The following is a 15,562-nucleotide window of genomic DNA, read 5'->3' on the forward strand; positions in this document are numbered from 1 at the left end:
TATTCCTCCACATTCTAAAACGATATTTGAGATGGATTCCACATTTCCATTTCTAATCCATCTTTTTAATAATAATATATTCCGCTTAACATTAACACTCTTATACATACAATGAAAAAAGTGATGGCTACTTTCCATCACTTTTTTCATTTCCTCTATTTTTTCTCTAGCCCTTGCCCGAATGCTTTTAAAAAGCTAAAACCAAATGTAATTGCTCTATTGATATCGGGATCTTTTAATACCTTAAAGAAATCCATTACCTTTGTTTTTTTTCCACTATTTAATTCATCCGTTGCAAATTGTAATCCAGTGACTAAACTAGATGTTATTTGTTTCGTTATTTCTGGGTCCACTGAAGATAATGCCTCTCCCGCCCCCATCATATTGTTTAATGCATTTTTTACTGGTTCACGATTTAATTGTTCAACAGCTATTTTGGAAACATCTTCTTTTGCAGCAAGTAAACTAATCGCTGCATCTAAAATTCCAGCTTTTTGCAACTGTCCTAATAGCTGCATCGTCTCTTCTACTGCTTCCCTATTTTCAGCTAGCTCATTTAACAGTTCATCTGTTACTTGCTGTTTCTTTTCTTCTTCTGTTACAACCTTCTTTTTTATTAAAGTAATCTCTTTTGCCATGATCTCCGCCCCCTAATTCTGGTCCACAAGTGATACGTATTGTTTTCTTTGCCACTTTTGCTCAATTTCAACACCATTTTGCGGATGACGTTTTTTATCTCTCGGGTTTGAAGATGGTAACGGACGATTCCCTTTTTCACGTAATACGCGTAGTTTCACCATCGTTTGTTTATAAGCTGGTGTACAAGTATAAATGTCTGTTGCTGTCCCTGTTAAAATATTGATTGCCTCTTCATTTACTGTCGCATGCATCGGCAAATATAACTCATTTCCAGTTACACGATCTGTAACAAGCGCTTGTACTTTAATCTTTCCAAATGGTGATGCTAATTCTACAAGACCACCATCTTTCACATTGCGTTCTTTAGCAAGTTCAGGTGAAATTTCAACAAATACTTCAGACACTTTAGATAAAATGCCAGCTGACTTATTCGTCATATTTCCTTCATGGAAATGCTCTAGCATACGGCCATTATTTAATAGTAAATCATACTCATCTGGTGCTACTACTGGTGGTACCCATTCATCTAATGATAAACGAGCGAGCTTATCCGGGAAGTTAAATCCATCTACATATAACAATGGTGTATCGCTACCATCATGGCTACCCCAACATAAACTATTCCAGCCTTCTAAACGGTCATACGTTGCTTGTGAGTATAACGGAGCAAGCGATGCAATTTCATCCATAATTTCACTTGGACTTCCATAATTCCAGTCTCCGCCCAGTGCACGAGCTACTTTTTGTAAAATCCACCAATCTGGCTTAGAATCGCCAAGTGGCTTCAATACTTCATACAATCTTTGAATACGGCGTTCTGTATTTGTAAATGTTCCTTCTTTTTCTAAGCTTGGTGCTGCCGGTAAAATAACATCAGCAAAACGAGCTGTTTTCGATAAAAACATATCTTGAACAACGAGGAAGTCTAAATTCGCTAAAATATGTTGTACATGGTTGGCATTTGAATCTACTAAAGCCATTTCTTCTCCCATAACATACATACCACGCAGTTTTCCTTCTTCCGCTGCTAGTAACATTGCGATATTATTTAGTCCCGGTTCTTTCGGAATGGTAGTACCGTATTCTTTTTCAAATTTCGCACGATGCACATCATCCGAAACTGCTTGATAACCTGGAAGCCAGTTCGGTAATGTTGCCATATCACAAGCGCCTTGTACGTTATTATGTCCGCGTAACGGATACGCACCTGCACCAGGACGACGATAGTTGCCCGTAACAAGCAGTAAATTTGAAATTGCAGCTGACGTTGTACTTCCTCCTGTATTTTGAGTTACACCCATTCCCCAAAGTACACAAGTACCATCTGCTTCATATACCATACGAGCCATCTCTTTAAGGTTATCTTTAGAAATCCCTGTAATTTTCTCAGTATAATCAAGCGTATACTTTTCTAGCATTTTGCTATATTCATCAAAATTCTTTACATTTTCAGCTATGAACTTTTTATCATGCCAATCTTGATCAATAATATATTTTGTAATACCAGCAAGCCATACATAATCCGTTCCTTGACTCGGGTGAACAAATATATCAGCACGCTCTGCCATTTCGTGTTTACGAAGGTCCGCTACAATCAATTTTTGCTCGTGTAATTTATGAGCACGCTTTACTCTAGTTGCAAGTACAGGATGACCTTCTGTTGGATTTGCACCAACAATAATAACAAGACCTGCTTCAGCAATATCTTTTACTGTTCCAGCATCCCCACCCATACCGACAGTTTTAAATAAACCGTCTGTCGCTGGAGATTGGCAATAACGCGAGCAGTTATCTACGTTATTCGTTCCATATATTTGACGGGCTAGTTTTTGCATAAGGTAGTTTTCTTCATTTGTTACTTTTGAAGAAGAAATAAAACCAAATGCATCGCTACCGTATTCTGACTTAATATGTTGCATATTAGATGCAACAACTTCAAGAGCCTCTTCCCATGAAGCCTCAACAAACATATCCCCTTGGCGAATTAACGGTTTTGTAATACGATCTTCACTGTTTACAAAATCCCAGCCAAATTTACCTTTTACACATGTAGAGATACCATTAACCGGTGCATCTGAAACAGGTTGTACTTTTAAAATTTGACGATCTTTCGTCCATACTTCAAATGAACAACCTACACCACAAAATGTACAAACTGTTTTTGTTTTATTAACTTTCGTCTTACGCATCGCAGCCTCTACTTCTGAAACCGCTAAAATACTACTATATCCAGGTTCTACATCTTTTACAAAATCAATCATTGGATCTAACACATCTGGTTTTAATCCTGTCATAAATCCTGCTTCACCTAGCATTGTTTTTTCCATTAACGCATTACACGGACATACTGTTACACATTGCCCACAACTCACACAAGATGAGTCATTTATACTTACACCATTGTCCCAAATAACACGTGGACGGTCTAAACTCCAATCGATTGATAACGTTTCATTCACTTGTAAATTTTGACATACTTCTACACACTGTCCACAAGCAATGCATTGATTTGGATCGTATCGATAGAATGGATGCGATGTATCCACTTCGCATGCACTTACTTTCGGTTCATACGGATATTTCTGTTCTTCAATCTCCATCATATGTACTGTATTATGGACTTTACAGTTACCATTATTGTTATCACATACTGTACAATACAATAAATGATTCTCTAATATTCGATCCATTGCTTCAGTCTGCGCCTCTTTAGCACGCTGCGATTGTCTTTCAATATGCATACCATTCTCTAGCTTAGTTGAACAAGCACGCATTAACTTCCCATCTACTTCTACAATACATGTATCACAGGTTTGAATAGGGTCTACCTCTGGTACATGACAAATTTGAGGATGTTCTAAATTACTTTCATTAAATAATTGGAGTATCGTCTTTTCACCTGATGCAAAAAGTTCTTTACCATCAACGGTTACACGGACTGTCTGTTCTGTCATAGTTTCCCCTCTCCTTACAACTCACTGTACAATACGATTATGAATCCGTTTTCAAAAACGTATTTCTGTACATATTTTTGAAACGCTCTGTTGAAATACTTTTCTTATGAAGTCGATTCTTGATGTTATAAGGTATAGCTACGTAAGCTTAAAAATGTCACTATTCTACAAATCTATTATATCGTACATATACAATAATAACCAAAATAATCTGCCATCTTTCTGATAGTAGATGCTTTTATTTTTTCGATGTTTTATGATAAATATGGAGAAAAATACATATAAAGGGGAATTTAATATGGGGCCTACTCAAGAAGCGTATACAATTGTACGCTATCAATCCGGTACATTTTCAAAACAAACTGATGATGTTGTGACAGAATTTCCTATTACAATTAAGTTGAATAGCGAAGAATACGTAACAGTTGTATGTACTCCTAATTACATTGAAGATATGGTAATTGGTTTTTTAATTTCTGAAGGAATTCTTTCTTCTTATAAAGATATTGAAGAATTATGGGTCCAAAAGGAAAACGGAATTGCCCATGTAAAATCATCAAAAATTAATCCGCTCTATCAAACTTTATATAATAAAAGATACGTAACTTCTTGTTGTGGAAAAAGTAGACAAGGTTTTGTTTTCGTCAATGATGCCGCAAAAGCAAAAGAGTTACACGATATACATATATCTATTACTCCAGAAGAATGTTTTCACCTAATGACTTCCTTACAACAATCTTCAACTACATTTCGCCAAACAGGTGGTGTGCACAATACCGCGTTATGTGATCGAAAAAATATTCTCATATCAAGAATGGATATCGGAAGACATAATGCACTAGATAAAATATACGGTCATTGTTTACGAAACAATATATCTGTTCAAGGAAAAATCATCGCGTTTAGCGGACGAATCTCATCTGAAATTTTGTTAAAGGTTTCAAAAATTGGTTGCGAAATTGTCCTATCTAAATCAGCTCCAACTAAACTAGCATTGCAACTCGCTCACGATTTAGGCATTACCGTAGTAGGATTCATTCGGAATGAATCTTGCAATATTTATACACATCCAGAACGAATCGATGGTTATCAATCGAATAATTAAAAAATACCTCCTCAATTGAGGAGGTATTTTAGTTATAAAAATGTAATATACATAACACTTGAATAGTTAATAAAGTTAATATATAATTTCATTACATAATTAAAACAAAACATTGTAGCATAATCTTTTCATTATTTTACAAATTAAGAAAGAATAGTCACAGAATACATTTAACTAAAGTTAATCTTACAAAGTTAATGAATTAAATTTGAATCAATCTAGGAGGTTACAACTATGGAAATTCGCTTATTAACAACAGAGGACGCAGAAATGTATTTAAAAGTGTGTATGGAAGGTTTAACGAAAAACCCTGAGGCTTTTAGCTCTTCTTATGAAGATGTTCTTAAACATGAAAACCCTGTCGCTGCCATGGCAAAGCGATTAAGCAATCCGGATAAGTATACTCTAGGTGTCCTCAAAGATAATGATTTAGTTGGCATTGCTACTTTAGAAACAAAGCCATTTATTAAGCAAGAACATAAGGCAAAAATCGGCTCCGTTTTTGTTTCTCCAAAAGCGCGCGGCCTCGGTGCAGGACGAGCTTTAATTAAAGCAATTATTGAAAATGCCGATAAATTACATGTAGAACAGCTCATGCTCGATGTTGTTGCTGATAACACCGCTGCAAAGACATTATATGAGTCCCTTGGTTTCCAAACTTACGGTGTGCAAGAGCGTTCCTTAAAGCATAACGGTCAATATTGGGATGAAGAACATATGGTTTTATTCTTAAATAATTAACGTTTTAATATAACTTTTCAAAGGCATCTTCTTATTAGTAAAGATGCTTTTTTTCATTACAACAATGTAATCTTCATGTCACCTTTATCGATCGTTCCAATCCTTTCCATTCGTTATACTAAAAATATAAAGTGAAACTTTACTCAGCAAGGAGTATCCATCTCCCGCTGATTATTACATGAACGTATAGCATGCAATTGATATGTAGAGGAGAATGTGACATGAAACAAAACAAACGAGCTATCTTTTTAATATGTGCTACAGCAATTGTAACTTCTGGATTAGCAATTTTACCTTGGTTTATTATATAGAATACATAAAAAAAGCTTATTGCTTCTTAAGAGGCAATAAGCTTTTTTCTATTATAAAATCCCGAAAAATTTATTTACACAACTTATCATAATAAGCATAGATACCGCAACACACATTACAACCGCATTACGATCTTGCTTTTCTTTTTGTAAATGCTCTACTTTTTTACTCATGTGTACAATCCCCTTTTAAAAAAAGTGTGAGATAGGAAATTTTTCTTATCCGATGCGAGGTGAATACGAAAACCCTCTCTATCTCACATACACAATAGAATGGAATTGTCATTTTATAAATAAAATGACATGACGTTATGTCGCAACATAGGGTATTTGTGTCGCTACGTTTTCTATTATAAAAAATAGTTGTGCAAAACTAGTGCATTTTTTATGTCAATTGCCCTGATTGAAAAAATCAGCCATCCATTTAATCACATAAAAAGAGTTTTTTATTATTTTCATGTAAACTATACAAGTAGAATGAATAGTTTGGGGTGCACAAGATTATGGTGAAAATTTTATTGGTAGACGATGAAGAACGTATGTTACGATTATTAGATCTGTTCTTAAGCCCTCGCGGCCATTTTTGTATGAAAGCTACTTCTGGCCTTGAAGCGCTAGAATTAATCGAACAGAAGGACTTCGATATTATTTTATTAGATGTTATGATGCCAAATATGGACGGGTGGGATACTTGCTATCAAATCCGTCAAATTTCCAACGTTCCAATTATTATGCTTACAGCTCGCAACCAAAACTACGATATGGTCAAAGGCCTAACAATGGGAGCAGATGACTATATTACAAAACCATTCGATGAACATGTATTAGTCGCGCGAATCGAGGCTATATTACGCCGCACAAAGAAAGATGGCTTTGTTAGCTTCAATGGTATTGAGTGGGATAAAACGAAACATACTGTTACAGCTTATAATGAAAAAATCTCACTAACTCCTATTGAGTTTTCGTTGCTCGGACTATTTTTACAAAATACAAACCGCGCTTACAGCCGAGACGATTTAATCGAGAAGATTTGGGGCTATCAAACAGACATCGAATACAGAACTATCGATTCACATATTCGTAATATACGGGATAAATTACGCAAAAAAGGATTTCCAGTTGAAGATTACTTAGAAACTGTCTATAAAGTCGGATATAAATGGAAAAGTGAATAATTAATTTGGTCAGTCGATAATAGTATAACACTGACCCTTTATCCTGCATTAATGGGCAATAAGGCTCCAATTAATGCAGGATAATAATCCGTGAAATCTCCAAAGTTTCACTTTATATAAAATAAGGTATGGTGAGAAAATGAGTAAACTTTCCCTTAAAATTGGGACATACTTTTTAATACTAGCTTTATGTATTGAAACAATTGCTTTCGTATCTTTTTATAAAAGCCTTTCAAAAATGCGGGTTGAAGAGGAAACAGTTGCTCTATTAGAGAAAGGCAATCGGTATCGTGACAAAATTGTAAACCGTGCAAAATGGAATGAACATTCTAAACAAAATCCAAACACCGAACGTCCTAAACGTCCTTGGTATCAAGAGTTCACTATCGAGCATGCAGCTGAAGAATTAATTGGCTCAGAATTAATTGCTAATACCGATATCACTATCATTATAACTGACAATAACGGCAAAATCATTTCCACCTCAGAACCCGTAACGAAAGAAATGCAAAAGCAACTTACTTGTAAAACGGAAACTATTCCTAAAAACGGGTTGATTGTAGAAAAAAACTGGAAAAAATCGAAATTCATCTCAACAGTAAGCCCACTTGAAATAAATGGATTTCAAGGTAACTTACATATGTTATTAAAGACATCTTTCTTAGAAAATATGTTACTTAAACTCATGGATCAATTTATTATCATTAGTATTTTGACAATTATTTTAACAACTATTTCTGTCTTTGTTTTTTCTCGGGTTATTACAGAACCTCTTATAAAGATGAAAAGAGCTACTGAAAAAATGTCCAAATTGAACAAGCCAATTCAATTAGGAATTAAACGAAATGATGAACTTGGAAGCTTAGCAAAAACTATTGAAGATTTATCTAGTGAACTTACGTATATGAAAAAAGAACGAAATGAATTCCTCGCTAGTGTCGCTCACGAATTATTAACTCCATTAACCTATATGAAAGGTTATGCGAAGGTGGCAAAGAGAGACTCTTTAACGAAAGAAGAACGTGAAGAATACTTACAAATCATTGAAGACGAAACAGATAGTGTAACCGACCTTGTACAAGATTTATTTATGCTTGTACAATTAGAACAGCACCAATTTGTTATAAAAAACAAAAAATGCTTCTTAGACCATTTTTAGAGCGAATGGTTGAAAAAACAAAAACAACATTAACGAACAAACAAATGCAACTTCATGTATATTGCAAAGAAGATTTAGAAGTTTGTATAGACGAAAGGCGTATGGAACAAGTGATGTTAAATTTATTACACAACGCTTATCAACATTCGCCAGAAAACACTTCTATCACAATACGTGTACTAACCAGTGTGAATACTTTTACAATAAGTGTACAAGATGAAGGTGAAGGTATTCCAAAAGAAGATATCACACACATTTTCGATCGCTTTTACCGTGTCGATAAATCTAGAACAAGGGCTACAGGCGGAAAAGGTATTGGACTAGCTGTTGCAAAGGAAATTGTAGAACTTCATAATGGTTCTATCGAAGTTAAAAGCGAATTAGAAGTCGGAACAGAATTTATAATTGAATTACCATTTGAATAATATATGCGTGAAATCACCAGTAGTAGTCAACACTACTGGTGCTATTTTATTTATAAAACCAGCTCATATAAGCTAAGCTTTTGAAATTATTTTTATTTCAATATAAAATATAGGTACAACTGTCAAAGATTTGGAGGGTGATATAATTGGATATCCATGTATTAACAAAAGACGAAGCAGAAATTTACTTAGAACTTCGAGTAGAAGGATTAAAGCAAAACCCGGAAGCTTTTAGCTCTTCTTATGAAGATATTATTAATAAAGAGTGTGCTATTGAATATAAAGCCCAAAAATTAGCACAAGATGAGAACTATACACTAGGTGCATTTAAAGATGGAGAATTAATCGGAGTTGCAACACTGGAAACGAAACCATATGTAAAACAAGAACATAAAGCGAAAATTGGTTCAGTATACGTGTCTCCAAAAGCACGCGGACTTGGAGCAGGAAAAGCACTTATTAAAGAATGTCTTGAACTTGCTAAATCTCTAGAAGTAGAGCAAGTTATGCTCGATGTTGTTGTTGGCAACGATGGTGCAAAAAAACTTTATGAGTCATTAGGATTTAAAACATTTGGTGTGCAGGAACGTTCATTAAAATATAACGGACAATATTGGGATGAAGAGCATATGGTTCTTTTCCTAGATGAAGAAAAATAATAAAAAACATCCTCCATTTATGAGGATGTTTTTTTACTTCCTTGTAAACCATGCTGTATATAATAATTGAATGGCCTCTTCAATTTCTTCCTCTAATAAAGTCGCAAATCCAAGCAATACTGTATTTTCGGGAGAAGTCCCTTCCTTATAATACATCGAAACAGGATATACTTTAATACTCCTTTCAGCTGCAGCTTCCACTAACTCTTTCTCTTCCATCCCATTATGCACTTTTAATAAAATATGTAGGCCAGAGTCCTCTCCTATTACTTCAACTCCATTAGAAAAATATTTTTCTATTACCGAAACAAGGCGGTCCCTCTTCTTTCGGTACACAACACGCATTTTATGAATATGTTTTTCCCAATGCCCATCATTTAAAAATTTCTTAATGATCTCTTGATCCATTCTTGAAACGCTTTGTGTATAAAATAAATATTGCTCCTGATACTGCTTAATGAGCGGTTTTGGCAACACCATATAACTCATCCGTAATGATGGCAATAGCGCTTTAGACAGCGTCCCCATATAAATTACTTTCCCATCTCTATCTAAACCTTGCAGCGCCGGAATCGGCTTTCCTGAATATCGGAATTCACTATCATAATCATCTTCAATAATATATCTTCCTTCTTCTTTTTTCGCCCATTGTAAAAGCTGCATTCTTCTCGTAATTGGCATAATCATCCCGCAAGGAAACTGATGCGAAGGTGTAACAAATACAACATTTGCATGGCTATCAGTTAACTGTGACATACAAATTCCATCTCCATCTAAAGATAACATTTGGACATTTTGTTCCCCTTGCTCAAAAACAACCATTTTCCGATGGTACCCAGGATTCTCAACTGCATAACGACTTCCCTTTAACAGCTGAAATAACATTTTTACTAATATTTGCGTACCCGCTCCTATTACAATTTGACTAGCTACGCATCGTACACCTCTAGATTCATACAAATAGCTCGCGATTGCTTCTCGTAAACTTACCTCCCCTTGTGGATGTCCAATAAAAAGTAAATCTTTATTTTCAAATTGCCATACCTCGTTCGTAATTTTTCGATATACATGAAACGGAAAAGTATTAGTATCCACACCCGTTTGAGTGAAATCAAATTTATACTCCTTATCTTGAAAAGGTGCTTCTCCTATTACCTCTTCGCTACCTTCCGCATGAATCATTTGCTCGATTTCACATGCAAAATACCCTTTTCTAGAAATCGACTCAATATACCCTTCCGCAAGAAGTTGCTCATAAGCAGCTTCAACTGTATTTTTACTCACTTGTAAATATGTTGCTAGCTTCCTCTTAGCCGGTAATTTCGTAAAAGCCGGAATCGTTCCATCTTTAATCTCTTTTTTTATATACTCATACAATTGTACATACAATGCCGTCTTACTATTTGCATTCAAATTAGGCGTTAATTCTAACACAATAACTGACCCCTCTCAAAAACACATAACTGATACTTTTTACAGTACCAGAAGTTCTATATAATTCCTTTTATCATGTAACGCATTAATAATCAAATACTAGAGAGGAGATGCATGATAATGAACAATGATAGACGTATTGGACTCATTATGATTATTACAGGAGCTACCTTGTGGGGATTGTCTGGCCCAATGATTCAGTGGCTATTTCAACATACTAACGTATCATCACTTAATTTTTTAACAATTCGCCTGTTGCTCGCTGGAATATTCATTTTATCTTTCTTGCTTATTAAAAAACAAAACATATTTCACGTTTGGAAACACCCTAAACACCTTATACAACTTATAATTTTCTCTATTCTCGGCATGCTCGGTGCACAATACGCCTTTATCGAAACGGTTCATATTAGTAACGCGGTCACAGCGACATTATTTCAATTTTTAGGCCCTGTTCTTATTACCGTTTATGTCGCATTTGAACAACGAAAATTCCCTGCTTCTCTGCAACTACTCGCAATTATAACTGCGCTAACAGGGACGTACTTTATTATTACAAACGGTTCAATTGAAAATATTGTTTTATCGAAAGAAGCCATTATTTTTGGCCTATTAACAGCAATCGGATTTGCCTTTTATACCCTTCATCCAGCTTCTCTTATTAAAGAATGCGGAACAACTGTAGTAATTGGCTGGGGGATGTTAATCGGTGGTATTGCCCTGCTTATTTGTAATCGCTCGTTTGGATGGAATCAGCTTTCACAAACTTTCACACCAAAAACTTTTTCTATGCTTATTCTTATCATCATAAGTGGCACTCTTTCTTTTCTTCTTTATATCGGTAGTCTTAAATATTTAGCAGCAACAGAAACAAGTATTTTATCTAGCATTGAACCACTTGTAGCTGCCATCGTTTCAATCGCTTGGCTTAATGAATCTTTTGGAGCATATCAATTATTAGGCGGAGTATGTATCGTTCTTTCTGTTATTTTCTTAACAATGCCTCAAAAAGAGAGAGAACCAAACTTTTCAACTGAACAAATATAAAGTGAAACTTTAATCAGTGGGGGTTTTGTTCATCCCCACTGATTATTAGTTGAACCAATCGGGCGTTTACGGGCAGTTAATCTCCTACCTAACTTCTTTGCTCCGGCTGAATTTTGAGGTGGGAGTTTTACTGCCCGTTAATGCGGGATAGAAAATGTCAAAAGAGGTCGTACAAAACTTACGACCTCTTTTTATGATTTAAAGGAATTGTCCCGCCTGCTAGCAAATACAATTACACTAACAATAAAAATTAGGAGTGTGGCACCATGAAAAAAATCGGAACTATGCTACTTTTCTCCTTCCTCATTACTGGCTGCGCACAAGTGCAACCAGATTCAAATGTACCTAAAAAAGAAGTACTAGAAACGTCATCCTCTCAAATTAACGCACCTTCCTTTTTTCATCTTAGTGTTTTAAAAGATGTAAATTGGGAAGACGCACCTTCCTTTACAGAGGGGAAGATGCCCTTAAAAGGCATTGAAGGAAAAATTGCAATGGCTGATAGCTCTATTATCGCAAATGAACAAAATAAAATAATGTGGTTCTTCCTAGATCCTGAAATGCCAACTGGAAAACTATCTATTATCGCGTTAAAACAAGGAACTACAACTCCAACACCAGTACTCTTTCAAAAAGAAACTTCCAAACAAACTTGGACTACTTCAAATACAGTCGATACAACCATAAAGGAACTCCCTCTCGTAATGTCACTACCTTCCTCTGGATTATGGGTATTAAATATATATGTGAATGAAAAATATTATGATCAGTTTGTAATTAACGCCGAATAAAGTGACAAAACTGAAACACTTCCTTACAATAATGTAATTTCTACGTCACGTACTTCGATAGTTGGATTATCTCTCTTCTCTTATACTTAAAGTAAGAAATGAAGCGAGGAGAGATGAGAGATGAAAAAAATGATAGAAGTGATCGTAGCAGTAACTGAGGTTTTAGTAAATGGTAAACAAGTTGCAATGGAATTAAATAAATAATGAAAGGGTCTTGAATAAATTTACACTTCTTCATTGTTTTGATTTCTTATCTCAAAAAAGCAGTGCCTTTTTAAGGCACTGCTTTTGCAGAGTGTTGGGAAACCCTTTAGGGTTCCCAACACTCTGAAATCTTTTTGATTTTAGCAAATGAAAACAACATAAAATAATAGAATTTAGAAAAATAGCCCTCCACCAGACCCTTTTTGGTCAGATGGAGGGCTATTTTTTTCATATTTTGACAAGCTGAGGTGAGATAAGCCTGCATTTGGACAGACTTCAGCCCCCGAAACCGAGCATATCGATAGCCATGGAGTTCTTTGGCGTCCGCAAAGCTTCGCTCTATAGTTGAACAGCGTACTTTATACAACTTTTTCCCTGTAACTGTTAGCTTGTTTTTTCTAGCGATATCTTTATATTTCTCCCATACATGATGAGTGATAACTTTTGTTTCTGTTTCTTTGAAAAGCACACCTCACGTAGCGGACAAACAGCGCAGTCTTCTGGATTCGATTTATATTGACGATATCCTTCGCGATCCGTTGTCGCATACTCTAAAATACATCCCATCGGACAAGCAAATGCATTCATTTCTTCTACATATTTAAATTGGCTTTTCGGTACTTCTTTATTTCGCTTTCCAAATCGGCGATACCCCATCACCATAAATATATTTCTTTCTGATAATTTCTTACAGATATAACCTGTAAAATAGCCTGCATCAAGAGCTACAGCTTCCACCTTAAATCCGAATTTATTAATTTGAGCTTGTAGACGTGCTAAATACGGCTCGGAATCTGCCATATTTCCAGCCGTTATATAGGTATCTGTAATGATATTGTACTTCGCATCAGTTGTACGATGATCTAAGAAATGAAAACCGTTCGGTTTTCCATCTCTCATTAAAAATCCACTATCTGGATCCGTAGTGCTTATACGAGTTTTTTTAGTAGGGGTATCACTTTCCTTTCTAGGTTTTAATTCTTTTTTCCGTGTACCTCACGATCTTCGATTACCGCAGCTTCTAGTTCATCTATATAAAACTTTGCCTTTTCTTTTTTATATTTATGTACAAATTTATTTTTATTAGCATTGGCCTTAATATGTGTAGAATCTGTCATCAGTGCACGTCCTCCCACCATCCGGTTCTCCGTCGCTTGCCTCACAATCTCATCAAAAATTTCTTCGAAAATATTTGTATGAATAAAACGGGTACGGCGATTCCAACTGATTGTAGAATGATCTGGAATAGTATCTGATAGAGAAAACCCTAAAAACCAACGGTAGGCGATATTCGTTTTAATCTCCTTTTCCAATTGACGCTCAGAACGAATACCATAAAAATATCCAATAAACATCATTTTGAATAAAACGATAGGATGGATTGACGGACGTCCATTGTTTTCACAGTAATAAGGGCGTAACTTCTCCTCAATAAAATCAAAACGAATTGTCGCTTCAATCGCACGAAGGAAATGATCTTGTGGAACTAACTCTTCTACAGAAACAGATACACGTTCATCGCGATGATTTTTTAAAGCACCCATCATAAGAAATCTCTCCTTTTCCTCTTTTTTATCAGTGTTGACACATAAAAAGAGGTTCAGACACAAAAACAGGCTGTGGAGAAGACTTTCTCCACAGCCTGAAAAAGCAGTGCCTTTTTAAGGCACTGCTTTTGACTATTTATAACTTGGCATTTTCGTAATTTGCGCCACTCCTGAATCAATGGCTGCTTTTGCTACTGCTTCTGCAACACTTGGAACAACTCTTTTATCTAATGGATTTGGAATTACATAATTCGCATTACGTTCTTCGTCCGTAATTATGTTAGCGATCCCATATGCTGCCGCTAATTTCATCTCTTCTGTAATATCAGTCGCACGAACATCTAGCGCACCACGGAATATTCCAGGGAACGCCAATACATTATTTACTTGGTTCGAATAATCAGAACGTCCAGTTCCTACTACAGCTGCCCCAGCTTCTAATGCGTCCTCTGGAAATATTTCTGGAATTGGATTCGCCATTGCAAACACAATTGGTTTCTCGTTCATCGTCTGTATAAGTTCTTTCGTTAATACGTTTGGAGCAGATACACCGATGAAAATATCAGCTTGATGAATCGCTTCCTTTAATGTTCCACGTACATATTCTCGATTTGTCTTCTTTGAAACTTCGATTTGCGCTTCGTTCATCCATGTTTCACCTTCACAAACAATACCTTCTAAACTAACTAACGTAATGTGTTTTGTACCAGCTTTTAATAATAATTTTCCAATTGCAATTCCTGCCGAACCCGCACCGTTAATAACAATTTTCACATCGTCCATTTGTTTACTTACAACTTTTAATGCATTAATAACAGCTGCTAAAACAACAATAGCCGTCCCATGCTGATCATCATGAAATACAGGAATATTCGTTTCTTCTTTTAATCGTTTTTCAATTTCAAAACAGCGTGGTGCTGCAATATCCTCTAAATTAATACCTGCAAATGTAGGCTCTAGATTTTTCACAAGGGTAACGATTTCATCCACATCAGTCGTACCTAAACATAGCGGGAAAGCATCTACATTCGCAAACTTCTTAAATAAAATACTTTTCCCTTCCATAACAGGCATAGCCGCTTTCGGTCCAATATTTCCTAAACCAAGTACTGCTGTTCCATCTGAAACAACTGCCACCATGTTCCCTCTTGCTGTATAGTCATACGCTGTTTCTTCATCTGCCGCAATTGCTTTGCAAGACTCCGCTACACCTGGTGTATACGTCAGGCTTAAATCATCCGCTGTATTTACTTCTACCTTACTTGTAATCTCAATTTTCCCTACTAACTCTTTATGCAATAACAATGATCTTTCATTAATTTGATTTTCTAACATACTTATAATCTCCCCTTAATTTGACAAGCTAGCTAT

Annotated in this window: 11 protein-coding genes and 2 pseudogenes; 7 read left to right on the forward strand and 6 right to left on the reverse strand. The window is 35.6% G+C overall.

Annotated elements, in window-relative coordinates; all coding sequences use genetic code 11:
* Positions 1 to 155 precede the first annotated feature (155 nt).
* Complete coding sequence (locus CDB3_RS21775; RefSeq protein ID WP_128855925.1) at positions 156 to 638, reverse strand: helical membrane plugin domain-containing protein; 483 nt, start codon at positions 636 to 638, stop codon at positions 156 to 158.
* 12 nt (positions 639 to 650) lie between these two features.
* Positions 651 to 3,593 (reverse strand): formate dehydrogenase subunit alpha, encoded by a 2,943-nt coding sequence (gene fdhF, locus CDB3_RS21780; RefSeq protein WP_128855926.1) that lies wholly within the window; start codon positions 3,591 to 3,593, stop codon positions 651 to 653.
* Between the two features lie 298 nt (positions 3,594 to 3,891).
* Here fdhF and fdhD point away from each other — a divergent pair, with 298 nt between their 5' ends.
* The gene (gene fdhD, locus CDB3_RS21785) at positions 3,892 to 4,698 is read left to right on the forward strand and encodes a formate dehydrogenase accessory sulfurtransferase FdhD (RefSeq protein WP_128855927.1); all 807 of its coding nucleotides are present in this window, start codon (positions 3,892 to 3,894) and stop codon (positions 4,696 to 4,698) included.
* 234 nt (positions 4,699 to 4,932) lie between these two features.
* Complete coding sequence (locus CDB3_RS21790; protein WP_128855928.1) at positions 4,933 to 5,439, forward strand: GNAT family N-acetyltransferase; 507 nt, start codon at positions 4,933 to 4,935, stop codon at positions 5,437 to 5,439.
* Between the two features lie 362 nt (positions 5,440 to 5,801).
* Here CDB3_RS21790 and CDB3_RS32550 read toward each other — a convergent pair whose 3' ends face one another.
* Positions 5,802 to 5,924, reverse strand: a complete 123-nt coding sequence (locus CDB3_RS32550; protein ID WP_002125145.1) for a hypothetical protein — start codon at positions 5,922 to 5,924, stop codon at positions 5,802 to 5,804.
* 329 nt (positions 5,925 to 6,253) lie between these two features.
* On the opposite strand from CDB3_RS32550, the gene CDB3_RS21795 reads away from it, so the two are divergent.
* The 3 genes and pseudogenes from CDB3_RS21795 (at position 6,254) to CDB3_RS21805 (ending at position 9,168) form a co-directional block, all read left to right on the forward strand.
* On the forward strand, positions 6,254 to 6,925 hold the full coding sequence (locus tag CDB3_RS21795) for a response regulator transcription factor (protein ID WP_097832278.1): 672 nt from the start codon (positions 6,254 to 6,256) through the stop codon (positions 6,923 to 6,925).
* A gap of 139 nt (positions 6,926 to 7,064) precedes the next feature.
* Positions 7,065 to 8,509, forward strand: a pseudogene (locus tag CDB3_RS21800) (HAMP domain-containing sensor histidine kinase).
* Between the two features lie 146 nt (positions 8,510 to 8,655).
* Positions 8,656 to 9,168, forward strand: a complete 513-nt coding sequence (locus tag CDB3_RS21805; protein ID WP_000351210.1) for a GNAT family N-acetyltransferase — start codon at positions 8,656 to 8,658, stop codon at positions 9,166 to 9,168.
* A gap of 33 nt (positions 9,169 to 9,201) precedes the next feature.
* Here the strand turns inward: CDB3_RS21805 and pdxR are convergent, their stop codons facing one another.
* On the reverse strand, positions 9,202 to 10,602 hold the full coding sequence (gene pdxR / locus CDB3_RS21810; protein ID WP_128855929.1) for a MocR-like pyridoxine biosynthesis transcription factor PdxR: 1,401 nt from the start codon (positions 10,600 to 10,602) through the stop codon (positions 9,202 to 9,204).
* A 120-nt stretch (positions 10,603 to 10,722) separates the two neighbouring features.
* Between pdxR and CDB3_RS21815 the strand changes: the two genes are divergently transcribed.
* Positions 10,723 to 11,649, forward strand: a complete 927-nt coding sequence (locus CDB3_RS21815) for a DMT family transporter (protein WP_128855930.1) — start codon at positions 10,723 to 10,725, stop codon at positions 11,647 to 11,649.
* Between the two features lie 266 nt (positions 11,650 to 11,915).
* Positions 11,916 to 12,440, forward strand: a complete 525-nt coding sequence (locus tag CDB3_RS21820) for a DUF4871 domain-containing protein (RefSeq protein WP_128855931.1) — start codon at positions 11,916 to 11,918, stop codon at positions 12,438 to 12,440.
* 310 nt (positions 12,441 to 12,750) lie between these two features.
* Here CDB3_RS21820 and CDB3_RS21825 read toward each other — a convergent pair.
* Both CDB3_RS21825 and CDB3_RS21830 read right to left on the reverse strand, forming a co-directional pair.
* Positions 12,751 to 14,191, reverse strand: a pseudogene (locus tag CDB3_RS21825) (IS1182 family transposase).
* A gap of 132 nt (positions 14,192 to 14,323) precedes the next feature.
* Entirely contained in the window at positions 14,324 to 15,526 is a 1,203-nt protein-coding gene (locus CDB3_RS21830) for an NAD(P)-dependent malic enzyme (RefSeq protein WP_128855932.1), read from the reverse strand.
* Positions 15,527 to 15,562 lie beyond the last annotated feature (36 nt).

The sequence above is a fragment of the Bacillus sp. CDB3 genome (assembly GCF_002081505.1).
GTDB lineage: Bacteria > Bacillota > Bacilli > Bacillales > Bacillaceae_G > Bacillus_A > Bacillus_A cereus_AT.

Bases quoted from the DNA above. Each gene is read 5' to 3' on its own strand.
- CDB3_RS21775 (WP_128855925.1), bottom strand. From the start codon at position 638: ATGGCAAAAGAGATTACTTTAATAAAAAAGAAGGTTGTAACAGAAGAA.
- fdhF (WP_128855926.1), bottom strand. From the start codon at position 3,593: ATGACAGAACAGACAGTCCGTGTAACCGTTGATGGTAAAGAACTTTTT.
- fdhD (WP_128855927.1), top strand. From the start codon at position 3,892: ATGGGGCCTACTCAAGAAGCGTATACAATTGTACGCTATCAATCCGGT.
- CDB3_RS21790 (WP_128855928.1), top strand. From the start codon at position 4,933: ATGGAAATTCGCTTATTAACAACAGAGGACGCAGAAATGTATTTAAAA.
- CDB3_RS32550 (WP_002125145.1), bottom strand. From the start codon at position 5,924: ATGAGTAAAAAAGTAGAGCATTTACAAAAAGAAAAGCAAGATCGTAAT.
- CDB3_RS21795 (WP_097832278.1), top strand. From the start codon at position 6,254: ATGGTGAAAATTTTATTGGTAGACGATGAAGAACGTATGTTACGATTA.
- CDB3_RS21815 (WP_128855930.1), top strand. From the start codon at position 10,723: ATGAACAATGATAGACGTATTGGACTCATTATGATTATTACAGGAGCT.
- CDB3_RS21820 (WP_128855931.1), top strand. From the start codon at position 11,916: ATGAAAAAAATCGGAACTATGCTACTTTTCTCCTTCCTCATTACTGGC.
- CDB3_RS21830 (WP_128855932.1), bottom strand. From the start codon at position 15,526: ATGTTAGAAAATCAAATTAATGAAAGATCATTGTTATTGCATAAAGAG.